Origin of the sequence: Streptomyces sp. NPDC058371, from assembly GCF_042723265.1 — a bacterium.
Lineage (GTDB): Bacteria > Actinomycetota > Actinomycetes > Streptomycetales > Streptomycetaceae > Streptomyces.
Genome location: NZ_JBHXJC010000001.1, coordinates 1549686 through 1571969, shown reverse-complemented (window position 1 = coordinate 1571969; position 22284 = coordinate 1549686). Strand labels below are relative to the sequence as shown.

Here is a 22284-nt window from a genome sequence, read left to right as displayed (position 1 = left end):
CCGGCGTAGAGGCGGCAGGTAGGCGGGCTGGTCCGCTCCAACCGGCCCTGGCGGCTGTTCACCGGCCTCTCCCCAGCCCTCTCCAGCATGTTCCCCACCGCGACGTACGGCCCCATCGGCAGCGACATCTGGAGACCCGTTGCATGGGGCGCTCCGCGACGCGGTGTTCGCCCTTCTGTCGGTCCGCACGCCCGTGCGACAACCCCGGGCCGGTCGGACGCCTGGGCCTGGCAGGGCAATACAGGGAGGCTGATTGGGCCCGACATACGCATGCGCTCGCGCGCCCCCGTCGGCCAAGCTGACTGAGAAGCCCAGGGGGCCGGGAGTCACCTCGGCACCCGCAGCGGGAGGTTGCCGTCATGACCGTGATGTCCATCGCCAGGTTCGAGAGGTTCTTCCGTGCGGCCGCAGGGCTGGACGTCGACAAGAACGATCTCAAGCGCTACAGCGACTTCGTCGACGCCAAGCTCTACGATCTGCTGACCGTCGCCCAAGCCACTGCCAAGGCCAACGGGCGCGACATCATCCGGACCTGTGACCTACCGATCACGAAAGGCCTGCAGGAGAGCATTCACCACTTCCGGAAGATCGACCAGGAAGTAGAACTCAAGCCGATCCTGGAACAGCTCGCCACCCATCCCGCTCTGGACCGCACGCCCGATGACGAGACCGAGGCGGCCTATCCGGACATCATCGGCGGACTCAGCCTGGCCCTTGCCCAGAGCTTCAAGATCCTCCACCCCGACCTCAAAAACCCACAGACCCAGCACTGGGACGAGGCTCGAGCCGTCTTCGACCTCCTGCTGTGAGTGGCGACCGGGACGGGCGGTGCTGGCCACGGCCCGCAGTGGCGCGTGCGACTGCTTACGCCGTTCTTTGAGCCACTCGAAAGCCTCCTCGACGTCTTTGATTCTCGTGGGCCTTTCGTTCTGGGCGCACGGGCTCAGTCCGCGAGGTCGGCTTTGCCGAACAGGACCGCGTAACTGGAGGGGAGTTGGCTGATGATCTGGTTCAGTTCTCCGCCGGTGACAGCGTCGGCAACGGTGGTCAGGACCGCGCTGGCATCCCACTGCGCCGTACGCGGCCGGGCATGGATGCGCTCGGCGACCCGGCGGTAGAACTCTTCGATCCCGAAGCTCCGCGCCTGCTGCGGCGTGGCATGGACCAGAACCTGTCCCAGCGGGCCGGGCAGCTGGGATGCGAGGTCCTTGACCTCTCCCGGGCTGATCCGTTGGGCCAGTACTTCCAGCACGGCGTTGGTGACGTCCGCGGCTTCGTCCTGGTCGTTGTATTCGCCTCGCTCGCGTACATGGGCGAGGAATCCGTCGTATTTCATCGCTGCCTTCCTTCTGCCCGCTCCGGTCACCGCGCTGGTCATGTGGGGTCGCCCAGTGCGCTGTCGGGCCGACCGGGTCCGGCCGTCGGCGCATAGCTGCCGTTCGCAAGGCTCCTGGCCCGGGACTCCCGCACGGATTCACGCAGGGCACCGCGGAAGCGTCCGGGGCCCCAGGAACGGCCGCCCACGGCCTGTTCGAGTCGGTCGCGGCTCATCGGGCCGGCCTCCTGGAGCGCGTGGGTGATCTGTTCGATCTCGTCGTCGAGGCGTTGTTCGGTCATGGCGGACGTACGGCTTGCCGTGCCCGCGGTGCCGGCCATCCCCGGCGAGTACAGGGTGCTGCCCGGTCCGGTGCCCGGGCGGTAGCGGCGGGCTCCGGCGCGCTCCCGCTCCCGGCGGCGGGAGGTGCGGTCGGATATCCGCAGTTCCCGCTCGTGCGCGGCCTGCCGGACATGCGCGGGGCGGAGACGGTCTCGTGCGTCCTGTGGCGCGGGCTCGTTGCGCCAGGTTGCCTCGGCTTCCTCAGCGGTGAGCGGCCGGGCGATGTTCTCCAGGGACTGTTGTTCGGCCCGGACGCCGAAGAAGACCTCGGCCAGCCCGCCCAGCGCCATGGCTGCCGCTCCGACGAGGAAGCCGATGGCCACCAGGTCCACATCGCCACTGTGAATCAGGTGGCCGAACAGCAGCGGGCCGGTGATTCCGCCCACGGCCGTGCCGATCGCGAAGAACAGCGAGATGGACAGGGCTCGGGTCTCCATGGGGAAGACCTCGCTCACCGTCAGGTAGGCCGAGCTCGCTCCCGCGGACGCCACGAAGAAGGTCAGCGAGACCAACAGGAAGAACCACCATGCCGTCAGGGAGCCGTTGATCAGCAGGACGGCGAGGACGGCTGCCACGACGGCCGAGCCGAAGTAGGTGCCCGCGATCATCGGCTTTCTGCCAACGGTGTCGAACAGTCGGCCGAGAAGGAGTGGCCCGAGGAAGTTGGCTATCGCGAAGAGGGCAAGGAAGTAGGGGATCGAGCCGGAGCCGATGTCGAAGAAGCCGTTCAGGATCGTGCCCAGGTCGAAGACGATCGCGTTGTACAGGAACGCCTGTCCGATGAAGAGCGCCAGACCGAGAACGGCGCGACGCGGGTACCGCCGCAGAGCCACGCCGGCGATCTCCGTGAACGGGATGACATCGCGTTGCCGTACGGTGACCGCCTCGCCCGGTTCCGGCAGCTCGCGGCCGGTCTCTTGGTGCACCTCGGCCTCGATCCGGTCGACGATGCGTTCAGCCTCGGCTTCATGCCCGTGGATGAACAGCCAGCGCGGACTTTCCGGCACGTGGCGGCGCACCAGCATGATGCCCAGGCCCAGGATGCCGCCCAGGCCGAAGGCCAGCCGCCAGCCGAGGTCGACTGCCAGCAGACTCTCGTTGAGAAGCAGCACGGCGACGAGGCTGCCGAGCGCCGCACCGACCCAGTAGCTGCCGTTGATGGCCAGATCCACCTGCCCGCGGTTGCGGGCAGGAATCAACTCGTCGATGGCCGAGTTGATCGCGGCATACTCTCCGCCGATGCCCATACCGGTGATGAAGCGGGCGAGGTAGAGGTACCAGGCGTCGTGGGCGAACGCGGTCGCGACGGTGGCGAGGATGTAGATGCCGAGCGTGAGCATGAACAGCTTCTTGCGCCCGTAGCGGTCGGTGAGTCTCCCGAACAGGAGAGCGCCCACGCATGCGCCTGCCACGTAGATGGCAGCGGCAGTGCCTATGTCGGCGGTGGTCAGGTTGATGCCGCTGCCCGGCTCGGTCATACGGGCGGCAACCGCTCCGACGATCGTCACTTCGAGTCCGTCCAGAATCCAGACGGCTCCCAGACCGATGACGATCCGCCAATGGAATCGGGACCACGGCAGCCGGTCGAGCCGGGCGGGGACCTTGGTCGTGACGACACCGAGCTCGGCGGTGGTGGTCATGCCATGCCTCCTCGTTCAGGGCCATGGGCTGTTGCCTGGAGAGGGCCAGAACAGGCCGGAATGAGCCGGTCCGCCTAGGGTGGTCTTCTGTGCTGCGCTGCCACCTTCTGGGACACCGTTTTCGCTTTCTCCATGAGGGCGACACGATGCTCTGGCACTGCGCGCGTGGCTGCGGTGCGGAGGGAAGCAAGCGATATCCGACGGCCCAGGACGCCGAGCGTTACGCACGGACGTTCGACCGCGAGGACCAGGCGGACATGGGCCGTCGAGCCCCGCTGGGCCTGCTCCCGCTTCGGCTGCTGCGCGCCTGGCGTCTGCGGCGCCGAAAGCAAGCCGATGGGGAGCCGCATGCCGCGTCTCCGCCGCCGTGAGGGGTTGTCGTACGAGACGCCGTTCATGAGTCACCCCCGGGTGTCGAAACCTCGCGGGCCCGGCAGCGGTGCCGGACGGGGTGTCCGGAACCGCGGCGTTCGCGTCTCACCCGCTACTCCCCATTCCCATCGCCTCCTTCTCTTCTCGTGATCTCGTCGCCCGCTGGGTGTCATGCGAGCCAAGCGGACTCCTTCGGACGGTTGTGCGGTGAGCTGTCGGTGCCGCCGGGCGCGGCCGTGTGGCCCAGGTAGCGGTGCACGAAGTGGATGCTCATCGCGCCTTCGCCGACCGCGGAGGCCACGCGCTTCACTGAGCCGCTGCGGACGTCGCCGGCAGCGAAGACGCCGGGCAGGCTGGTCTCCAACGTCAGGCAGTCGCGGCCCTGGCTCTGCCACAGTTCGGGAACGGAGCAGGCTTGTGCCTCCGCGCCGGTGAGCACGTATCCGCGCGCGTCGAGGGCGAGGGCGCCGGACAGCCAATCGGTGTGAGGGTCGGCGCCGGTGAAGACGAACAGGGCCCGCACCGCGAGGTGGCGGTGCTCGCCCGTACGGTGGTCGACCACGGTGACCGCCTCCAGCGCCGTGTCGCCGAGTGCTTCGGTCATCTCGGTGTGCAGCAGCACGCGCACTCGCGGATGGCGCTCGATCTGATCGATCAGGTAGCGGGACATGTGTGCCTCGATGCTCGGCCCACGGACGAGCAGATACACCTGTGGTGCGTACCCGGCCAGGAAGAGCACGGCCTGGCCTGCTGAGTTGCCGCCGCCGATCACCGCCACCGGGTCGGTACGGCACTGCTGGGCCTCGTAGACGGTCGCCGAGTAGTGGACGCTCGCGCCCTCCAACGGCTCGATGCCGGGCACATGGAGGCGGCGGTAGCGGGCGCCGGTGGCCAGGACGACGGTACGGGCGGTGATCTCCCTGCCGTCGGCGAACCCGACGGCGTAGTGGCCGTCCCGCCGTTCGAGCCCTGCCGCCTCCGCCGGGACGCTGATTCGGGCGCCGAACTTCTCCGCCTGGAGCACAGCGCGCTCGGTGAGTTCGGCGCCGGAGATGCCGGAGGGGAAGCCGAAGCAGTTGTCGATGCGGGAGGACGTCCCGGCCTGGCCGCCGGCGGCCATCGCCTCGACCACGGTCGTGCCGAGGCCCTCCGAGGCGGCGTTCACCGCGGCGGCGAGACCGGCCGGACCGGAGCCGACGATCAGGAGATCGCCGCGGCCGTTGCCCGACGGCAGGGGCGGCAGGCCGATCAACCGGGCCAGTTCGGCATTGCTCGGATTGCGCAGCAGGGTGGTGTCCCGCCAGATCACCAGCGGCGTCTGCTCAGGACCGACCTCGAAGCGGCGCAGCAGCGCCTCGGCCTCCTGGTCCGTCTCCAGATCGATCCAGCGGTGCGGCAGCCGGTTGCGGGCGGCGAACTCGCGCAGCCGCCGGGTGTCGGGCGAGTAGCGCGAGCCGATGATGCGGAAACCGGCGCCCTGACCGACGAGCAGGGCACGGCGGCCCAGACAGGCGCGCAGCACCACATCACCAAGGAGGGAGTCCCGGGTCACCAGGTCGCGCAGCTGATCCATGGACAGGTCGAGGATCTCGCCGGGGTTCCTGACCACGGCGGTGTAGAAGGCCACCTGTCCGTTCAGGAGGCCGAGTTCGCCGATGAAGCGGCCAGGGCCGTGCACACGCAGCAGGCGTTCGTCGGGCGTGCCGAAGCCCTCGACGATGGCAACCGAACCACTGAGGACGACGTAGAACGCCTCGCACCGCTCCCCCTCCCGGATCAGTACGTCACCGGCGTCAACCGCGCGCCGCCGGCCATGCTGCGCCAGGCGGGCCATCTGGTCGTCCGACAGGCGGGGATAGGCGCCGTAGATGTCGGGGGTCTCGAAGGGGCCGCCGCTCTCCTGCGCCTCGTCCGGCACCGGCGCTGCACCCGGCCGCGTCTCGTCGCCAGGCATCACACGAGCGCCTCGTGGACGAAGCACCATCGCCAGTCCTCGCCGGGCTCCATTGACGCCACGATCGGGTGGCCGTCGGCGGCGGCGTGACGGCGGGCGTGTCGGTTCGGCGAGGAATCGCAGCAGCCGACGTGGCCGCAGGTCAGGCAGAGCCTGAGGTGGACCCAGGGGGAATGCGTGGCGAGGCATTCCTCGCATCCTGGGGCGCGCGGGGTGACGGGGCGTACGAGGGCGAGGTGGGGGTCGGTTCGTACGGTCATGGCCGATCATCCTTTCCCGGCCGGTTCGCGGCCGGCGATCGACTGCTCCACCCACTGCCGCAGGGCAGGGGCAGGTGCGGCACCCGCCTGCCGGGCGATGGTCTGTCCTTTGTCGAGGACCAGCAGCGTCGGTACGGCCTGGACCTCGAACCGTCGCGCCAGGCGCGGGTTCTTGTCGATGTCGACCTTGACCAGTTTGATCGTTCCCGCGAGATCGGCGGCGACCTGCTCCAGCGCGGGGCTCACCATGCGGCAGGGGCCGCACCAGGTGGCCCACAGGTCGACGACGACGGGCACGGTGGCCTGCTCGACAACCTCGGTGAAGTCGTCGTCGCCCGCGTCGGCCATCCACGGCAGAGGCTGCTTGCAGTTGCCGCACCTGGGACGGCCCTCGGCGGCCACGGGTACCCGGTTGGTGCGCCCGCAGTGCGGGCAGGTGACGTTGGTGGCTTGCAGGGTACTCATGCCGCCCTCGCTCCCGTCACGTCCTCGGGCTGGTCGTAGGTGACCACCAGTTCTCCGTGCTCGGCGTCGACGCGGATCTTCGCGCCGTCCTGGACGTCGCCGCGCAGCAGGGCTCGCCCGACGAGTGTCTCGACCTCGTGGGAGATGTAACGCCGCAGCGGCCGGGCCCCGTACACCGGGTCGTAGCCCTGGTGGGCGATCACCTCGCGTGCTGCTTCGGTGAGTTCGACGGTGATGCGGCGCTCGGCGACCCGCTGCCGCAGCTCGTCGAACTGCAGCTCCACGATCCGCTCGATCTGCTGCTCACCGAGCGGCTTGAACAGCACGATGTCGTCGACGCGGTTGAGGAACTCCGGGCGGAAGTGCCCGCGCAGTTCGCCCATCACCAGGGCGCGGGCGTCGGGCTTGATCTCACCCTCGACGGTGGCGCCGTCGAGGAGGTGCTCGGAGCCGATGTTGGACGTCATGATGATCACGGTGTTGCGGAAGTCGACCGTGCGGCCCTGAGCATCGGTGATGCGACCGTCATCGAGGACCTGCAGCAGAGTGTTGAAGACATCGGTGTGCGCCTTCTCGATCTCGTCGAACAGTACGACCGAGTACGGCTTGCGGCGCACGGCCTCGGTGAGCTGGCCGCCTTCCTCGTAGCCGATGTATCCGGGCGGTGCGCCCATGAGCCGGCTGACGGTGTGCCGCTCCTGGTACTCGCTCATGTCGAGGCGGACCATGTTCTCCTCGGAGTCGAACAGGGTCCGGGCGAGGGTCTTGGACAGCTCGGTCTTCCCGACGCCGGTGGGGCCGAGGAAGATGAACGAGCCGATGGGGCGGCGCGGGTCGCGGATGCCGGAGCGGGCGCGGATGATGGCGTCGGTGACGAGCTTGACGGCCTCGTCCTGGCCGATGACGCGTTCGCGCAGGATCTCGTCGAGGCGCAGCAGTTTCTCGCGTTCGCCCTCCTGGAGGCGGGCGACGGGGATGCCGGTCCAGGCGGCGACGATCTCGGCGATCTCCTCCTCGGTGACAACCTCGCGCAGCAGCGGGTTCTGCCCTTGTTTGGCGGCGAGTTGCTCCTCCTCTGCGGCGAACCGGCGCTCCAGTTCCTGGAGGCGGCCGTAGCGGAGTTCGGCGGCGCGGTTGAGGTCGTAGGCGCGTTCGGCCTCCTCCGCCTCGTGGCGGACTTGCTCCAGTTCCTGGCGCAGTTCCTGCACGCGGCGGATCGCCTGCCGTTCGGCCTCCCACTGAGCGTGTTTGGCGTCGGCCTCGCCGCGCAGGTCGGCCAGTTCCCTGCGCAGCTCCTCCAGGCGGGTTTTGCTGGCGGGGTCGGTCTCCTTGGACAGGGCCGCCTCCTCGATCTCCAGGCGGGTGACGCGCCGGGTGATCTCGTCGAGTTCGGCGGGCATCGAGTCGATCTCTGTACGCAGCCGGGCGCACGCCTCGTCGACGAGGTCGATGGCCTTGTCGGGCAGGAAACGGTCGGTGATGTAGCGGTGGCTGAGGGTGGCCGCAGAGACCAGCGCGGTGTCCTGGATCTTGACGCCGTGGAAGACCTCCAGGCGTTCGCGCAGGCCGCGCAGGATGGAGATGGTGTCCTCCACGCTCGGCTCGTCGACCAGGACCTGCTGGAAGCGGCGTTCGAGGGCGGCGTCCTTCTCGATGTGCTTGCGGTACTCGTCCAGGGTGGTCGCGCCGATCATGTGCAGTTCGCCGCGTGCCAGCATGGGCTTGAGCATGTTGCCCGCGTCCATGGCACCCTCGGCGGCGCCCGCGCCGACGACGGTGTGCAACTCGTCGACGAAGAGCAGGATCCGCCCCTCGGCGGCCCTGACCTCGCTGAGTACCGCCTTGAGGCGTTCCTCGAACTCGCCGCGGTACTTGGCGCCCGCCACGAGCGAGCCCATGTCGAGGGCGAACACCGTCTTGTCGCGCAGGCCCTCGGGCACGTCACCGCGCACGATGCGCTGGGCCAGACCCTCCGCGATGGCGGTCTTGCCGACGCCGGGGTCGCCGATCAGGACGGGGTTGTTCTTGGTCTTGCGGCTGAGGATCTGGGTGATGCGGCGGATCTCGGCGTCCCGGCCGATGACGGGGTCGAGCCGCCCCGACCGGGCCTCGGCGACCAGGTCACGGCCGTACTTCTCCAGGGCCTCATAGGCCACCTCGGGGTTGGCGGAGGTCACGCGCTGGTTGCCGCGGATCTGGGTGAGCGCGCCGAGGAAGGATTCCTGGGTCACGCCGTGCTCCTTCAGCAGGCGCCCGGCGGCGGTCGCCGAGCCCTCCTCGGCCAGGCCCAGCAGTAGGTGTTCGACTGACACGTACTCGTCCTTGAGGCGTTTGGCCTCCCGCTCGGCCGCGTCCAGCAGCCGGGCCAGGCGCTGGGTGACGAAGACCTGGCCGGGCTCCGCGCCCGGGCCGGTCACCTTGGGCCGGCGGGAGAGCTCCTCGCGTACGGCCGCGCGCAGCTCTTTGGGCTCGGTGCCCGCCTGCTGGATCAGCCGCGGGATCAGGCCCTCCTCCTGGTCGAGGAGGGCGAGCAGCAGATGCTCGCCGTCGACCTCGGTGTGGCCCAGGCGGCCGGCGGCGCTCTGGGCCTCCTGCAGGGCTTCCTGGGACTTCTGGGTCAGGCGGTTCATGTCCATGGTGGTAGATCACTCCTCGTGCCGACACGCCGCAGCGCGGCTTCGAGCAAGCTGATGCGGTCGAGCAGGTCGAGCACCAGACCGATGGATGCGTAGTTCAGGCACAGCCCGGTGCGCAGCCGCTGAACGCGGGCCAGGGCGGCCGGGGCGGTGGGGGCGAACACCAGCCGTCCGGAGGCGTCGCGGCCGGCGTCCACCAGTCCGAGGGCGACGAACCGACGGATCAGGTCGGGATGGAGGCCTGAGCGGTGGGCCACGGTCGCCAGGGAGAGCATGGGCACGGGCACGATCGCGTACTGCACGCCCACCTCGGTCGTGCGTGCGTGGGACGGGCGGGCCTCGGCCGGTCGGTCGGTCATCAGGTCCTCCTGGGGTCGAACGAGGAGACAGCGGCAAGTTCCTCCAGCAGCTCGCGCTCCCGGTCGTTCAGCCGGGGCGGCACCATGATCCGCAGCTCCGCGTACAGGTCTCCGTTCGCGCCGCGCGGGTTCGGCATGCCCTCGCCGCGCAGCCGCAGGCGCCGTCCGCTGGAGGATCCGGCGGGCACGGTCACCTTCGCCGTGGCGCCGCTCGGCGTGCGCACCGGCACGGTCGCGCCCAGCGCCGCCTCCCACGGGGTGACCGGAAGCCTCACGTGGATGTTCCTGCCGTCGAGGCGGAACTCGGGGTGCGGCTGGATCCGCACCCTCAGGTACAGGTCCCCGGCGGGAGCGTCGTCGCCGCTCCCGCGCCCGCCCTCCCCGGCCAGCCGGATGCGTTGCCCGTCGGTGGTGCCGGGCGGCACGTCGACCTCGTAGCGCCGCTGCCCGGCCGGCCCGGCGAGGGTGACCGTACGGCGGCCGCCCCGATAGGCCTCCTCGACGGTGAGCGGCAGTTCGGCCTCCTGGTCGGCGCCGGGCACGCGCGTCCGCCCGGCGCCGCCGAACAGCGAGCCGAACAGATCCTCCACGTCGACGCCCTCGCCCCCGAAGCCTGCCGTGGAGTACCGCACCCGGGGACCGCCGCCGGTGCTCCACCGGGAGCCACTGCCGGCGCCGGCAGCGACCCGCTCGTCCCAGTCCTCCGGGATCTTCCGGAAGTCCTCGCCGAAGCGGTCGTACCGGGCTCGCTGCTCCGGATCGGACAGGACGCTGAAGGCATCGTTGATCTCCTTGAACCGCTCCTCCGCCTGGGGGTCCTTGTTGACGTCGGGGTGGTACCTGCGGGCCAGGGCGCGGTAGGCCCGCTGGATCTCGTCCCGGTCGGCGGTGCGCGGAACGCCGAGCACCTCGTAGAAGTCGCGTGCCATGGACGGTCACTCCCGCTTGGCTACGGTCACGGCGGCAGGCCTCAGCTGCCGCTCGGCCTCCCCGTAGCCGGGTCGCAGCACCTGGACCACCGTGTTCGGATCGGCGTCGGGATCCTGGACCACCCCGACCACCTCGTGCCGGGCCGGGTCGAACGACACGCCTGTCTCTGCGTGGCGCGGGTAGCCCAGCCGCTCCAGGACGTTCACGGCCTGGTCACGCACAGCCCGGACACCTTCGACGATCGCACCGGGGTCGGCGGCCGCGTGACTCAGGGCAAGTTCCAGGTTGTCGACGACGGGCAGGAAGGCCGCAGCCGTACGGGCGCGTTCGGCCGTGGCCTCCCGCTCCAGCTCCCTGGCGTGGCGTTTGCGCAGGTTGTCGAGGTCGGCCAGGGCGCGGCGCCAGCTGTCCTCGGCCTCTCGCAGCGCGGCCGCGTATTCGTCGTCGGATGAGGCAGTACCGGTTGCGGCGTCGGGCCCCGGCTCGGCCTCCTCGGTCGGCGGTCCAGGCTGCGTAAGGCTTCCACGCGGCGGCTGTACGGCGCCTTCCGGCGGCGGGTCGGGCTCTCGGCCCCGGGGTGGGATGGCCATGGCAGGCACCTCAGCCCTTGTCGAACTCGGCGTCGATCACATCGTCGTCGCTCCCGCCACCGTTCGGCGCGGTCCCGCCGGGGCCGGATCCGTCCGGTGAGCCGGTGCCCGCGGGACCGCCCGCGGCGGCTCCCGCCTGGTGGGCCGCGAGGCCCGCGAAGACCTGCTGGAGTTCGGATGCCAGCGGCCGGGTCTTGTCCACCCCGGCCTCGTTCTTGACCGCCTCGCGGGCCTCGGCCACCAGCATCTCGGCGCGGGCCTTCTCATGAGCGGGCGCGGCGTCGCCGAGCTCGCCGAGGCGCTTTTCGACCTGGTAGGCGATGGCGTCCAGTTCGTTGCGGGCGTCGACCGCCTCGCGCAGGGCCTGGTCCTGGCCGCGGTTGTGTTCGGCCTCCTGGACCATCCGCTCGACCTCGCTGTGGTCGAGGTTGGAGCTCTCGCTGATGGTGATGCCCTGCTCCTTGCCGGTGTCCTTGTCCCGCGCGGTGACGTTGAGGATGCCGTTGGCGTCGACGTCGAAGGTGACCTCGACCTGCGGCTCGCCGCGCGGCGCGGGGCGGATGTCGGTGAGCTGGAAGCGACCCAGGACCCGGTTGTCGGAAGCCCTCTCACGCTCGCCCTGAAGGACGACGACGTCGACAGCGGGCTGGTTGTCCTCGGCGGTGGAGAAGGTCTCGGTGCGGCGCACCGGGATGGTGGTGTTCCGCTCGACGATCTTCGTCATCACGCCGCCGCGTGTCTCCACACCCAGCGACAACGGGGTGACATCGAGCAGCAGGACGTCCTTGACCTCGCCCTTGAGGACCCCGGCCTGGATCGCGGCTCCCATCGCCACGACCTCGTCGGGGTTGACGCTCATGTTGGGTTCCTTGCCGCCGGTCAGCCTGCGCACCAGGGCCTGGACGGCGGGGATGCGGGTGGACCCGCCGACGAGGATGACCTCGTCGACGTCGTTGTCACTGACCTTGGCGTCGTCCATGGCCTGCCGCACCGGGCCCAGGCAGCGCTCCACCAGGTCGCCGGTGATCTGCTCGAACGTGGACCGCATGATCGTCGTGGTCAGATGCTTGGGCCCGGAGGCGTCGGCCGTGATGAACGGCAGGCTGACCTGCGTCTGGGTCACCGAGCTGAGCTCGGTCTTGGCCTTCTCGGCGGCCTCGAACAGACGTTGCAGCGCCTGCGGGTCCTGGCGCAGGTCGATGCCGTTCTCCTTCTGGAAGCCGTCGGCGAGCTGGTCGACCAGCCGGCGGTCGAAGTCGTCGCCGCCCAGATGGCTGTCGCCCGCTGTGGACCGCACCTCCACCACGCCGTCGCCGACGTCGAGGATGCTGACGTCGAAGGTGCCGCCGCCCAGGTCGAAGACGAGCACCGTCTCGTGCTGCTTCTTGTCCACGCCGTAGGCGAGGGCGGCCGCCGTCGGCTCGTTGATGATCCGCAGCACTTCCAGACCGGCGATCCGCCCGGCGTCCTTGGTAGCGGTGCGCTGGGCGTCGTTGAAGTAGGCGGGCACCGTGATGACCGCCTCCGTGACCCGCTCTCCCAGCTGCTTGGAGGCGTCGTCGGCGAGCTTGCGCAGCACCTGCGCGCTGATCTCCTCGGGCGCGTAGAGCTTGTCGCGCACCTTGAAGCGGGCGGCGCCGCCGTCTCCCTCGACCACGTCGTACGAGACGGCCTTGGCCTCTTCGGAGACCTCGTCGAAGTGCCGGCCGATGAACCGCTTGGCTGAGGAGATGGTGCCCTTGGGGTTGAGAATCGCCTGGCGGCGGGCCAGCTGGCCCACCAGGCGCTCGCCGGTGTCGGTGAAGGCCACCACGGACGGTGTAGTGCGGTTGCCCTCGCTGTTGGGTACGACTGTCGACTCGCCGCCCTCCCAGACGGCGATCACCGAGTTCGTGGTGCCCAGGTCGATGCCTACTGCCTTGGCCATGAGGAACTCCTTCCGCGACGGGCGGTCCCCGTTTGCCACTCGGAGTCACGCCCTGTCGTCCGCACTCGGTCAGGTGACGGCGGGACCGCTCCGCGGGCGGTTGCTCTTCCGAGATCCGCTGCTCGTGCTGATGGCGGGCCCGCTGGGCAGCTCGGCCAGAAGCTGCACCGCCTCGGCGACCGCGTCGTCGTACCGGCTGGGTTGCATGAAACTCACCGTGGCGAAGTCCGGGCGGCCACGCTGGGCCGCGTGCACCAGCAGGCCGAGCAGAGCGCTGACGAATGCTCCGAAACAGCCCGAACCAGGCGAGGAGCAGTGGCTTGCTCGTTCATGAGCCAGTCCTTCCTGCCACGGCCACCGGTGCGCCCGGCGATCCCTGACAAGCCCAGAGTGGCAAGAGAGCAGCCCGCCCCGCCTGCATCCGGCAGGTCAGAAATCGACGCAGTCGGTCGGTCCACGAGCACAAGGCTCAAATTCGGACAAGTCGGATGGCCTTGCCTAGGCTGGGTGCTCAGGGATCGCCCAGGCGTGGATCCCACGACTCGCTCGATCGCCTCCGACGACCGGAGGAGAACGGAGTGATCCATGGCCCGCCATCCGTCAAGGAGGCTGTCCCCTCACCTCTCCGACCAGGAAGCGACCCGCCACCCGAGCAGCACAGCGGGCACCGAATGGCACGACCCCCGTCCGCTCGCCGCGCTGGACCCACACGGGCTGCTGGTGCTGTCCCACACCCTGTTCACCTGCGCGGAGCAGAGCGAGATCGTGCGGTTGGCCATGCGGCACGTCAGTGCCCTTGGTCCCTACCACGCCGAGGCCGGATACCTCGCGACGGGCCACGGTTTGTCCCGCGTCCCCGGCCACGACGCGGGAGCGCCAACGGTCGACGACGCACGGATGAAGGAGCTGGGCGAGGCTGACGGCTCCGTATCCCCAGCAGAGCGGCCCTGGAATTGGGCGTTCGGCCTGCGCGGGGCCGGCGGTCTGCTCGGCTACATCGTGGTCTCCTCCCACTCCGGGCCCGATGAGCGGGGACACTTCCTCCTCTCGACCCTCGTGAGGCTTACATCGGCGGCCCTGTCACTGGCGGCCACTCGCTCCGCGCACCACGACAACGCCGGCGAACTGAGCCGACTTCGCACCGAACGGGACACCGCACTGCGGCAGTTGGACACAATGCGCGCCCAGCTGCACCTGCAGAAGACCGTGCACGAGACCCTCGCCCGTATCGCTGCCCGGGGCGGCGGCGAGGACGCCATCACCCAAGCGCTGTACGAGCTCACCGGGCTGTCGGCACTCATCGAGGACCGGTTCGGCAACCTGAGGTCCTGGGCCGGTCCCGACCGGCCCGACCCCTATCCGGTTCGGTCCTCGACCCACCAGGAGGAGATGTTGCGGCAGGTCGCGCGCGAGGCGGGCCCGGTCAAAGTCAAGGACCGGCTGATCGCCCTGGCCCGGCCACGCGGCGACCTCCTCGGCGTACTCGCCCTCGAGGACCCCGAGGCGAGGGCCGACGAGCACACCATGTTCGCCTTGGATCACGCCCAGCAGTCGCTCGCCCAGGAGCTCATGCATATGCGCGAGATCATCGAGGTCGAACTGCGGCTGCGCCGCCAGCTGATCGACGACCTGCTGGAGGGCACTGACGAGACGAGCGCCTACGCCCGGGCCGAAGCCGTCGGCCACGACCTGCAACGTACCCAATACGTGGTCGTGGTGCACTGGCCGGGCAACGCCCCTGACGACTCCTTCACCCGTGCCGTCGAGCAAGCGACGGCCACCACGGCGGCCCGTCCGCTGATCACCCGTCGGGGCGACCGGGTGGTCCTGCTGACCGAAGCAAGGCCCAACGACGATGCCGTGCACGCGGCGCTGGCCCATGAGCTGGGGACGCCCGACGGAGCGATCGGGGTGAGCACCCGCTGCGACTCCCCGGGCGGCGTTCCCCGCTGCTATCAGGAGGCACTGCGGGCCCTGGACGTGCGGCAGAACTCCCGCCAGCGCAGCGGGACGACGTTCTTCGACGACCTCGGGCTGTACCGGATCCTTGGGCCCGGCAACGATCTCCGGGAGCTCGAAGGCTTCGTGCGAGAGTGGCTCGGCCAGCTGATCGACTACGACGCAGAGCACGACACGGAGTTGGTGGAGACGCTCTCGCGCTACTTCGACTGCGGAGGCAACTACGACGATGCGGCCGCCGCGCTGACGGTCCACCGCAGCACCCTGCGCTACCGGCTTCAGCGCATCCGTGAGATCAGCGACCGCGACCTGGCGGATGTGGACACCCGGCTCAATCTGCAGGTGGCAACGCGCGTCTGGAAGATCATCCTGGGCGGGCGGCGCTGATCTGCGAGCGACAGGGCGTCCCCATCCTGGCCGACCGTGCCTGCCTACATGGCGCCGGCCACTGGGGCACCACCGGCCTCAAACGACCACCCGGCGGCGAACTCCCCCCACACAGGGCACCGTCAACCGCGCCCTCGCCGAGGCCGTCCTCGTCCTCACCCTGGAGGGGCAACGCTGAAGGGCTCAGGGAGTGTTTGAGATCCACCAGCCGGTCTGGGATCGGCTGGTGGATTTCCCTCAGACCGTGTCGTTGAGGTCTGCCCCGTAGTGCTCGATGGCTCGCCGATACTGCCGAATGTAGGGGTCGTTGCTTGTTGTTGCGATGATCTTCAGCAAGATCTGCATGGCATCGTGGTGATGGCTCGTATTGAACAAGGCCATGGCGAGGAAGGTCTGTAGTGCACCATCTTCGGGAAATTCGGTAAGGCCCCGACGAAGCGTGTCAACGGCTTCGGGGTAGCGGCCGAGGATTCGGTACGTGCTTCCAAGCCCGAGGAACGCGCCGCGACGCTCTTCCGGGGCCAGTCCTTCTCTGTTGAGGCTTCGTTCGTAGAATGCAACGGCTTCGGCCTCAAGGCCCAGCACGTCGTGGGTCCAAGCCGTCTGGTAAGCCACCTGGACGTCGTCGGGATACTCGGCGGCAAGGGTCAGCAGCTGGCCTTGGGCCGCTTGGGGGTGCCCTTGCTCACGCAGACGGACAGCCGCTTCGAGCAGATCATTTTTTGTAGTGTCGCTCATGTATGCATCGTTGCAGCCGGGCAAGCGTCCGTTTGAGCAGCGGGCGGGGTTCTTCGAAGTGGATATACGGATGCGTGGTGGAGCCTCCCCCAGCTCCCCCTCCAGGACAGCGATGACCTGGTCCTTCGAGACCTCGTAGCCCTTGCGATCTCGCCGTGTGTGGATCCCCTCGTGCACGGCATTGTGCGTGCGCCCAACCGTTCTTGATGAAGACCGTGGGCGCGGGTCGTCTTGTCAGACGGCCTTGACGACGGTGCCGACGTTTTCGAGCGCGGTGACCTCGTCGGCGGCTGCTGTGATGTCGGTGACGAGGGTGTGCAGCAGTGTGGCGGGGCCGACGTGGGCGTAGGCGGTGTGGCCGAGCTTGCTGCCGTCGGCGGCGACGATGATGCGGCGCGTGGAGGCGATGCCGGCCTTCTTCACGGCTGCGTCATCGAGGTCGTAGGCGGTCAGGCCCTCTGCTGCGCTCAGACCACAGCAGCCCATGACGGCGGTGTCGAAGCGCAGTGCCGCCAGGGACGCGAGGGTGAGGGGGCCGGTAAGAGCTCCCTCGGCGGCACGAGGCTGCCCGCCGGGCACCATCAGTTTGGACGGACCCGGGCCCTCGCCGAGTACATGAATGGCCTGCAAGGACAGGGGCATCACAGTCACCGGCCGCCGGCGCAGCAGGTGGGCGATCTCCAGGCAGGTGGTGCCGCTGTCGAGGAGGACGGTCTCGCCGTCAGCGATGAGCGAGGACACCTCGGCCGCGATACGGCGCTTGGCGTCGACGGCCTCGTGAGCACGCAGCGCGAAGGGCGGCTCCTCGCCCCTGAGCAGCAGGGTGCGCGCCCCGCCGCGGACGCGCTCAAGGACGCCTTGCGCGGCCAGTGCGTCGAGGTCGCGCCGGATGGTCATCTCGGAGGCGCCGGTCAGGTCGACGAGCTCCTGGACCGTGATCCTTCCCAACTCTCTGACGGCCTGCGCGATCATCCCGTGCCGGTCTGCGTTGCTCATACCGCGATTGAACACCCCGCCAAACGAACAGTCAATGTGTGCGAAGTGACAGTATTCAATCGCTTCCGATGTTCGTTACGGTGGTTTTTATGAATGATTCGCTTCGAGCCGCCCGAGTGGCAACCGTTGCCTACTTCATCCTTTGCGGCACTGTGATGGGCACCTGGGTGGTGAACATCCCCGCCATCGAGGAGCGCGTGGGCATCAGTCACGCGACGCTCGGGGCGCTGCTAATGCTGCTGGGCCTGGGGGCCTTCATCGGTATGCAGGTGGCCGGGCGTCTGACCGACGGTCTCGGGGCGCGCATAGTCGTCCCCGCCGCCGGGGTGCTGTGCAGCGTGGCCCTGGTGCTGCCCGGCCTTCCCCGGGAGCCCTGGACGCTGGCAGGCGCCCTGCTGGCCTTCGGCTTCTGCAACGGCTGCATGGACGTGAGCATGAACGCCCACGCCGTGCACGTAGAGAAGGCTTATGGCCGGCCCGTCATGTCGGCCTTTCATGCCACGTTCTCGGTCGGCGGCGTCCTCGCCGCGCTTGTCGGAGCGGCTACGGCAAGCGCCGGCCTGAGCCCGGCCGCAAGCATGGCCGCCGTGGGAACGCTGGGCATCGTGATCGCCCTGGTGTCGGCACGCGCCCTGCTGCCGACCACACCCACCGCTGCCGACACCCCCTTCGCGGAGGAGGCGGAGCACACACCGGCCGCCGACCGCAGCAGCACCCGCGGCCGCATCTGGCTCCTCGCGGCCCTGGCTCTGATGGTCATGCTGTGCGAGGGAGCCGCCAACGACTGGAGCGCGCTGCACCTGAAGGACGTCCTCGGCGCACCCGCGAGCACTGCCGCCTTCGCGTACGGCACCTTCGCGGCGACCATGACCATCGGCCGACTGCTCGCCGACCGCCTCGTCGCCCGGTTCGGGTCCATGGCGATCCTGCGACACGGCGCGGCGACGGCTGCCGTCGGCATCACGATCGTGACCATCTCCCCGTGGACATGGGCCGCGTTCGTGGGGTGGGCGCTCTTCGGTCTGGGGCTGTCCGGCTGCGTCCCTCAGCTGTTCAGCGCGGCCGGGCACGCCGACCCCTCCGCTGCGGGGGCCAATGTCTCTCGCGTCGCCGGGCTCGGCTACGTCGGCATGCTCGCCGGCCCCGCTGTCATCGGCTGGCTGACCCACGTTGTCGCCCTCAACCACGCCTTCGTACTGCTGACGCTGCTGTGTGCGATCACCGCTGCGGCCGCCGGGGTCCTGCGCACCGGATCCGATCGCACGCGGGAGACGGCGACAAGCAGCCACTGAACGCGCCCCTCGGGATCCGGAGGAACCCACGACCATGTCCACCGACCGGAATATCGTGCTGTTCGACCTCTTCGGGGTTATCGCCCGCCACCAACGTCCGGGCGCCCTGGAAATGATGGCCGCCCGCTGTCACGCACCCACCGACGCATTCACCACGGCCTACTGGGGCTGCCGCCCGCCCTATGATGCCGGCCAGCAGTCCGCGCCCGAGTACTGGACCGCCGTACTGTGCTGGCTGTCCCTCCCCGTCGACGCCGACACGATCGAGGAACTGCGCCTCACCGATATCGACAGTTGGTCACGCGTCGACGACCAGATGGTCGCCTACGCCCAGTCCCTCTGCGACAGCGCCGAGGTCGCCATGCTGTCCAACATCCCCTCGGACCACGCGGACGCCTTCCTCACGGCGCAGCCCTGGCTGCACAATCTGGACCACGTTGCCTTCTCCGGGAAGATCAAAGCGGCGAAGCCGGCCCCAGCAGCCTTCCATCACTGCGTCGTCGCCATGCGGGCCGCCCCGACCGACTTCCTCTTCGTCGACGACCGCGAGGAGAACGTACGCGCCGCGCAGGCCATGGGTATGAACGGACACGTCTTCACCGATCGCGACGAGCTGGCAGCCGTCATCAACACCTGGCTGCCGACTCGACGACCCACGTGGAAATGACACCTGACATGAGGCAGTGGGAAAGGACGCAGGTCAGAGCAGCATATGCATTCGGGTGCGGCTCTCCTGTAGAGAGCTTTGACCTGCGTGGTTCCTGATCGGGGGTTGGTTGCTCGATCGTCGCGGTGTCGGGTGGCCGGAGTTCGGGGGTGACGGATGGGGTCATGGCTGGAGGAGCTCGGGCGGCGAGAGACTGCCACGCGGGAGAAGATTCGGTGAACTACACGCTCGGATCGAGGAGTTGACCGGACATCTGGCCGAGCAGGAGATGGTGCTGTCCCGGTTGGAGATCAGCCGGGAGACGATGACGGAGACCCTTTCCGGCCACGAGACGGTCACGGAACCCCAGTCCGGGTCGGAGCCGGAGGCGGGAGAAGAGGCGGGACCTCTCGGGCAGGGGTCGCCGGTCGGGGTGCGGTTAGTACCGCAGAGGACGCCCGGGCTGGCCGTGGGGGTGCTGCCGCGCTCGTACCAGGACATCGTCGAAGTGCTCGCGGATGCAGTGCATCCGATGCGTGCGCATCACCTGTAGGCCGCGTTGGGTCTGTCGACCGACAAGAACAAGGTGGAAGGCTTCCGGCCGAAGCTGAAACGGCTGGTTGAGCGGGGCTGGTTGACGGAGACGGAGCCAGGACTGTTCGCGCCGCGGACCGGGGTGTGACGGCGGACGTGGCTGCGCCGGAGTGAGGCCGGAGGGCGGCGTTACGCCCTCGCGCCGGTGTGGGGTCGGGCTCTCATCCCTGGCGTCGAAGGTGCCACCCATTCGCATGCCCGGAAGGCGAGAGCCCGATGACCGCAGGCTATGCGGCCGCCGCGGCGGCTGCCCCCTTTGCCCGTGCCGCTTCCTTCCTCACTTCCCTCACCGATTCTCTCTCCCGTCCCGAAGCGTTGCTCCTCCCCCACGAGCGGGTGGAGGAAAACGCCGAGAACGGGGTGAGGGAGCTGGCCCGCCTCCTCCTGCAGGGCCACCCGGACCTGCGCGCCCGCCGGGAGGAGGCCGAGCTGTTGGCCCTGAACGCGGGCGACCGGGTGGTACTCGCCGCAGGCCGGACTCGGCTGGAGAAGGGCCACCGGCGCCGGTCAGTGCATCAGCAGGTCGATCACGCCTGTCAGGTCCTCCTTGCCGCTGCCGTCGGCCAGGCGGCGCCGCATCAGCTCGAAGTAGGGGCTGAGCACTTCCGGGCTGACCCCCTGCTGCTCGGCGGTGCTCAGGAAGGTCGGCGTGCCGGCCACCTGCATGGCGAGGTTGGAGACAACACCCTTGGTGTAGTCACCGCTTCGCAGCTGGTCGGCGGTCTGGTGAACTGCCGGGGCCATCGCGACGAGCCAGTCGGCGAGCAGCGTGGCGAGCGCCGCGGGGTCGATGTCCTCCTTGCGAATCAGGGCGAAGGCGTGCGCGGAACCCGCGAACATCCCGTACATGGCGCTGAGCAGGGCCACGTCGTGCAGGGCCGCGAAGCCCGCGTCCTCGCCGACGTAGGTAGTGCCGACCGGGACGCCCAGAGTCTGCTGGTGCCGCTCGAACAGCTCTGGGGAGCCGCTGTAGAAGACGTAGCCGCCGGCTTCCGGGACTCCGATCATTGGAGGGACGGCCATGATCCCGCCGTCCAGGTAGCGGGCGCCGCGCTCGCGGGCCCACTCGGCGCGGACGCGGGCCTGGGCAGGGGTGCTGGTGGTCAGGTTGACCAGGTCCCTGTCGGCCAGGTCGGTGCCGGCCAGCACCTCGTCGACCGAGGTGTCGTCCAACAGACAGACGATGACAAGGGTGTTCGCTGCGACCGCCTCAGCGGCGGTGTCCGCGGCCCCTGCCCCCTCGGCGGCGAGCGCCGTGGCGCGGGCCGGGGTGCGGTTCCAGACAGTGAGCGGGTGGCCGGCCGCAAGCCAGGTCCGGGCCAGCGCCGTGCCCATCGCGCCGAGGCCCAGCAGCGTGATGGGAGTCTTCTCAACAGTGTTCTGTGCCATGCCGATTAGGCTGGTCGCAAGTCCGGGGGTGATCAAGTACGCACTTGGTAGTGGGTGGTTACCCCGGGGTGAGCAAGCACGTCGGAAGGGTGGGGCATGACAACGCTGAACCGGCCGGGCACACCAGACGGACACGTCTGCGGGATCGACACCACGATGGAGGTGATCGGCGGCAAGTGGAAGGTGCTGATCCTCTGGGCGCTCCACGAGCACCCCTGCCGTCGGTTCGGCGAGCTGCGCCGACTGCTTCCGGGGATCACCGAGAAGGTGCTGGCCTCTCACCTGCGTGAGCTGGAAGCGGACGGTGTCGTGCACCGCGTCGCCTACGACGAGGTACCGCCCCGCGTCGAGTACTCACTGACCGAGGACGGCAAGCGCCTCAACGACGCACTCCAGCCGCTGGCCACCTGGGGTCGCGAGCGGCCGACCAGTCGAGGGCTGCCAGATCGTCAATGATCAGGGTCCGGCGTTCACTCTGGGCCTTCCTCGGCGGGCGACCGGGAAGTCGACCAATGCCACTGACAAGGCGTTCACCGTGACCGATGTCAGCTCGAATTGTTTCTATTTCTGAAGAACGAGCGGTGGCTTCGCGCCGCTATCGTTTCCCGGGATCCAGACGCGTGGACGCGAGAACACCCTGGCGCTCCTGCCAAACAGTGCGGGTAATCTCGTATTCAACCCCGCCCGGACGGGGGCCAGGCATCGTGCTTTCGTCGGGCTCGGCCGAGATGAACGCTCGGGTAAAGGTGAGTCCGGAAGAAACCATGGTGGCCCGGGACGCGGTATTAACCTCCTTGGTTTGGCCGAAGATGCGGTTGAGCCCGAGGTCGGAGAAGCCGTAGCGGATGAGTTCACGCACGCCTTCGCTGGCGTACCCGCGACGCCAATGCCTGCTGAGCAGTCGGTAGCCGAGGCCGGCCTCACCAGCGACTTTGGGCTGATCCGGCCCGACGGGAGGGCGAAGGATCCACCAGCCGACAAAATTGCCCTCGGCGAAGCCGGTCCAGAAACCGAAGCCGGGCGCCTCGCGCGAGGTGGCGCATCGGCGCAGGTGCGCTACCTCGACCTCGGCACGGGACCGCGCCTGGCCGGAGATGTAGCGCATCACCTCGGGGTCGGAATCCAGCTCGACTTCCCATTCGAGATGCTCATTGGCCAGCGGCACCAGCGTGAGCCGTTGGGTGTGGATCGTCGGCTGCGTCATGGGGCGACCCTAGCAACGAATGCCAGTCCAGTTAAGACGGTGCCCTATATGACGACTACTCACTGGAACCCCTGGCTCGGCAGTCCGGTCTAGCTCGGCTTCGCCCAATTCAAGTCGTGGCGGATCTTCCGTCGCGCCCCCTACTGCCCCAATCGCCTGACGTCAATTACCAGGGCGGTCTTCACACTGGAGCAGCACCGCTGAAGAAGGTCATTCCGGCCCACCGGCGCAACGTCCAAGGTCTATATGCGGAATGCGCTGGATCGCTCCCAAATCTCGGGCACTTCGG

At 68.9% G+C, this 22284-nt stretch carries 21 protein-coding genes and 1 pseudogene; 7 read left to right on the top strand and 15 right to left on the bottom strand.

The annotated features are described in order from the left end of the window. Positions 1–359 precede the first annotated feature (359 nt). Complete coding sequence (locus ACFWM2_RS06900; protein ID WP_383273767.1) at positions 360–809, top strand: DUF1931 family protein; 450 nt, start codon at positions 360–362, stop codon at positions 807–809. Positions 810–943: 134 nt separating this feature from the next. On the opposite strand, the gene ACFWM2_RS06895 is transcribed toward ACFWM2_RS06900, so the two are convergent. The 11 genes from ACFWM2_RS06895 to ACFWM2_RS06845 form a co-directional block, all read right to left on the bottom strand. Continuing rightward, on the bottom strand, positions 944–1336 hold the full coding sequence (locus tag ACFWM2_RS06895; protein ID WP_383273765.1) for a DUF2267 domain-containing protein: 393 nt from the start codon (positions 1334–1336) through the stop codon (positions 944–946). Positions 1337–1374: 38 nt separating this feature from the next. Further along, positions 1375–3297, bottom strand: a complete 1923-nt coding sequence (locus ACFWM2_RS06890; protein ID WP_383273763.1) for an MFS transporter — start codon at positions 3295–3297, stop codon at positions 1375–1377. A gap of 541 nt (positions 3298–3838) precedes the next feature. Then, complete coding sequence (locus ACFWM2_RS06885; RefSeq protein WP_383273761.1) at positions 3839–5623, bottom strand: FAD-dependent oxidoreductase; 1785 nt, start codon at positions 5621–5623, stop codon at positions 3839–3841. Next, positions 5623–5883 (bottom strand): UBP-type zinc finger domain-containing protein, encoded by a 261-nt coding sequence (locus ACFWM2_RS06880; protein WP_383273759.1) that lies wholly within the window; start codon positions 5881–5883, stop codon positions 5623–5625. The genes ACFWM2_RS06885 and ACFWM2_RS06880 overlap by 1 nt, the downstream gene beginning before the upstream one ends. A gap of 6 nt (positions 5884–5889) precedes the next feature. Continuing rightward, a complete protein-coding gene (gene trxA / locus ACFWM2_RS06875) occupies positions 5890–6348 on the bottom strand; it encodes a thioredoxin (RefSeq protein WP_383273757.1) in 459 nt (152 codons plus the stop codon). After that, a complete protein-coding gene (gene clpB / locus ACFWM2_RS06870) occupies positions 6345–8984 on the bottom strand; it encodes an ATP-dependent chaperone ClpB (protein ID WP_383273755.1) in 2640 nt (879 codons plus the stop codon). Before clpB ends, trxA begins: the two co-directional genes overlap by 4 nt. Continuing rightward, entirely contained in the window at positions 8975–9343 is a 369-nt protein-coding gene (locus ACFWM2_RS06865) for a chaperone modulator CbpM (protein ID WP_383273753.1), read from the bottom strand. Before ACFWM2_RS06865 ends, clpB begins: the two co-directional genes overlap by 10 nt. Then, entirely contained in the window at positions 9343–10272 is a 930-nt protein-coding gene (locus tag ACFWM2_RS06860; RefSeq protein WP_383273751.1) for a DnaJ C-terminal domain-containing protein, read from the bottom strand. Before ACFWM2_RS06860 ends, ACFWM2_RS06865 begins: the two co-directional genes overlap by 1 nt. Positions 10273–10278: 6 nt before the next feature. Next, positions 10279–10863, bottom strand: a complete 585-nt coding sequence (gene grpE / locus ACFWM2_RS06855) for a nucleotide exchange factor GrpE (protein ID WP_383273749.1) — start codon at positions 10861–10863, stop codon at positions 10279–10281. 10 nt (positions 10864–10873) lie between these two features. Then, positions 10874–12790 carry a molecular chaperone DnaK gene (gene dnaK / locus ACFWM2_RS06850; protein WP_383273747.1) on the bottom strand — a complete coding sequence of 639 codons (1917 nt, stop codon included), beginning with the start codon at positions 12788–12790 and terminating at the stop codon, positions 10874–10876. Between the two features lie 69 nt (positions 12791–12859). Beyond that, positions 12860–12997, bottom strand: coding sequence for a hypothetical protein (locus tag ACFWM2_RS06845; protein WP_383273745.1), 138 nt, complete (start codon positions 12995–12997; stop codon positions 12860–12862). A gap of 378 nt (positions 12998–13375) precedes the next feature. Between ACFWM2_RS06845 and ACFWM2_RS06840 the strand changes: the two genes are divergently transcribed. Together ACFWM2_RS06840 and ACFWM2_RS06835 are read left to right on the top strand one after the other, a co-directional pair. Beyond that, positions 13376–15136 (top strand): PucR family transcriptional regulator, encoded by a 1761-nt coding sequence (locus ACFWM2_RS06840; protein WP_383273743.1) that lies wholly within the window; start codon positions 13376–13378, stop codon positions 15134–15136. After that, positions 15124–15281, top strand: a pseudogene (locus ACFWM2_RS06835) (IS5/IS1182 family transposase); the annotation flags it as partial. The gene ACFWM2_RS06840 and the pseudogene ACFWM2_RS06835, both read left to right, overlap by 13 nt. A 92-nt stretch (positions 15282–15373) precedes the next feature. On the opposite strand, the gene ACFWM2_RS06830 reads toward ACFWM2_RS06835, so the two are convergent. Both ACFWM2_RS06830 and ACFWM2_RS06825 read right to left on the bottom strand, forming a co-directional pair. Continuing rightward, on the bottom strand, positions 15374–15874 hold the full coding sequence (locus ACFWM2_RS06830; RefSeq protein ID WP_383273741.1) for a tetratricopeptide repeat protein: 501 nt from the start codon (positions 15872–15874) through the stop codon (positions 15374–15376). A gap of 234 nt (positions 15875–16108) precedes the next feature. Further along, positions 16109–16870: a DeoR/GlpR family DNA-binding transcription regulator gene (locus ACFWM2_RS06825; RefSeq protein WP_383273739.1), complete on the bottom strand. Its 762-nt coding sequence runs from the start codon at positions 16868–16870 to the stop codon at positions 16109–16111. 89 nt (positions 16871–16959) lie between these two features. On the opposite strand from ACFWM2_RS06825, the gene ACFWM2_RS06820 reads away from it, so the two are divergent. The 3 genes from ACFWM2_RS06820 (at position 16960) to ACFWM2_RS06810 (ending at position 19361) form a co-directional block, all read left to right on the top strand. Further along, on the top strand, positions 16960–18162 hold the full coding sequence (locus tag ACFWM2_RS06820) for an MFS transporter (protein ID WP_383273737.1): 1203 nt from the start codon (positions 16960–16962) through the stop codon (positions 18160–18162). Between the two features lie 34 nt (positions 18163–18196). Continuing rightward, positions 18197–18829, top strand: a complete 633-nt coding sequence (locus tag ACFWM2_RS06815) for an HAD-IA family hydrolase (RefSeq protein ID WP_383273735.1) — start codon at positions 18197–18199, stop codon at positions 18827–18829. 241 nt (positions 18830–19070) lie between these two features. After that, positions 19071–19361, top strand: coding sequence for a hypothetical protein (locus ACFWM2_RS06810; protein ID WP_383273733.1), 291 nt, complete (start codon positions 19071–19073; stop codon positions 19359–19361). A 548-nt stretch (positions 19362–19909) separates the two neighbouring features. Here ACFWM2_RS06810 and ACFWM2_RS06805 read toward each other — a convergent pair. Continuing rightward, positions 19910–20791: an NAD(P)-dependent oxidoreductase gene (locus ACFWM2_RS06805; protein ID WP_383273731.1), complete on the bottom strand. Its 882-nt coding sequence runs from the start codon at positions 20789–20791 to the stop codon at positions 19910–19912. A gap of 96 nt (positions 20792–20887) precedes the next feature. Between ACFWM2_RS06805 and ACFWM2_RS06800 the strand changes: the two genes are divergently transcribed. Beyond that, positions 20888–21247, top strand: coding sequence for a winged helix-turn-helix transcriptional regulator (locus ACFWM2_RS06800; protein ID WP_383273729.1), 360 nt, complete (start codon positions 20888–20890; stop codon positions 21245–21247). A 139-nt stretch (positions 21248–21386) separates the two neighbouring features. Here the strand turns inward: ACFWM2_RS06800 and ACFWM2_RS06795 are convergent, their stop codons facing one another. Then, positions 21387–21995, bottom strand: coding sequence for a GNAT family N-acetyltransferase (locus ACFWM2_RS06795; RefSeq protein WP_383273727.1), 609 nt, complete (start codon positions 21993–21995; stop codon positions 21387–21389). Positions 21996–22284 lie beyond the last annotated feature (289 nt).

Coding starts and splice junctions, on each gene's coding strand:
- ACFWM2_RS06900 (WP_383273767.1), top strand. CDS start 360: ATGACCGTGATGTCCATCGCCAGGTTCGAGAGGTTCTTCCGTGCGGCC.
- ACFWM2_RS06895 (WP_383273765.1), bottom strand. CDS start 1,336: ATGAAATACGACGGATTCCTCGCCCATGTACGCGAGCGAGGCGAATAC.
- ACFWM2_RS06890 (WP_383273763.1), bottom strand. CDS start 3,297: ATGACCACCACCGCCGAGCTCGGTGTCGTCACGACCAAGGTCCCCGCC.
- ACFWM2_RS06885 (WP_383273761.1), bottom strand. CDS start 5,623: ATGCCTGGCGACGAGACGCGGCCGGGTGCAGCGCCGGTGCCGGACGAG.
- ACFWM2_RS06880 (WP_383273759.1), bottom strand. CDS start 5,883: ATGACCGTACGAACCGACCCCCACCTCGCCCTCGTACGCCCCGTCACC.
- trxA (WP_383273757.1), bottom strand. CDS start 6,348: ATGAGTACCCTGCAAGCCACCAACGTCACCTGCCCGCACTGCGGGCGC.
- clpB (WP_383273755.1), bottom strand. CDS start 8,984: ATGGACATGAACCGCCTGACCCAGAAGTCCCAGGAAGCCCTGCAGGAG.
- ACFWM2_RS06865 (WP_383273753.1), bottom strand. CDS start 9,343: ATGACCGACCGACCGGCCGAGGCCCGCCCGTCCCACGCACGCACGACC.
- ACFWM2_RS06860 (WP_383273751.1), bottom strand. CDS start 10,272: ATGGCACGCGACTTCTACGAGGTGCTCGGCGTTCCGCGCACCGCCGAC.
- grpE (WP_383273749.1), bottom strand. CDS start 10,863: ATGGCCATCCCACCCCGGGGCCGAGAGCCCGACCCGCCGCCGGAAGGC.
- dnaK (WP_383273747.1), bottom strand. CDS start 12,790: ATGGCCAAGGCAGTAGGCATCGACCTGGGCACCACGAACTCGGTGATC.
- ACFWM2_RS06845 (WP_383273745.1), bottom strand. CDS start 12,997: ATGCAACCCAGCCGGTACGACGACGCGGTCGCCGAGGCGGTGCAGCTT.
- ACFWM2_RS06840 (WP_383273743.1), top strand. CDS start 13,376: ATGGCCCGCCATCCGTCAAGGAGGCTGTCCCCTCACCTCTCCGACCAG.
- ACFWM2_RS06830 (WP_383273741.1), bottom strand. CDS start 15,874: ATGAGCGACACTACAAAAAATGATCTGCTCGAAGCGGCTGTCCGTCTG.
- ACFWM2_RS06825 (WP_383273739.1), bottom strand. CDS start 16,870: ATGAGCAACGCAGACCGGCACGGGATGATCGCGCAGGCCGTCAGAGAG.
- ACFWM2_RS06820 (WP_383273737.1), top strand. CDS start 16,960: ATGAATGATTCGCTTCGAGCCGCCCGAGTGGCAACCGTTGCCTACTTC.
- ACFWM2_RS06815 (WP_383273735.1), top strand. CDS start 18,197: ATGTCCACCGACCGGAATATCGTGCTGTTCGACCTCTTCGGGGTTATC.
- ACFWM2_RS06805 (WP_383273731.1), bottom strand. CDS start 20,791: ATGGCACAGAACACTGTTGAGAAGACTCCCATCACGCTGCTGGGCCTC.
- ACFWM2_RS06800 (WP_383273729.1), top strand. CDS start 20,888: ATGACAACGCTGAACCGGCCGGGCACACCAGACGGACACGTCTGCGGG.
- ACFWM2_RS06795 (WP_383273727.1), bottom strand. CDS start 21,995: ATGACGCAGCCGACGATCCACACCCAACGGCTCACGCTGGTGCCGCTG.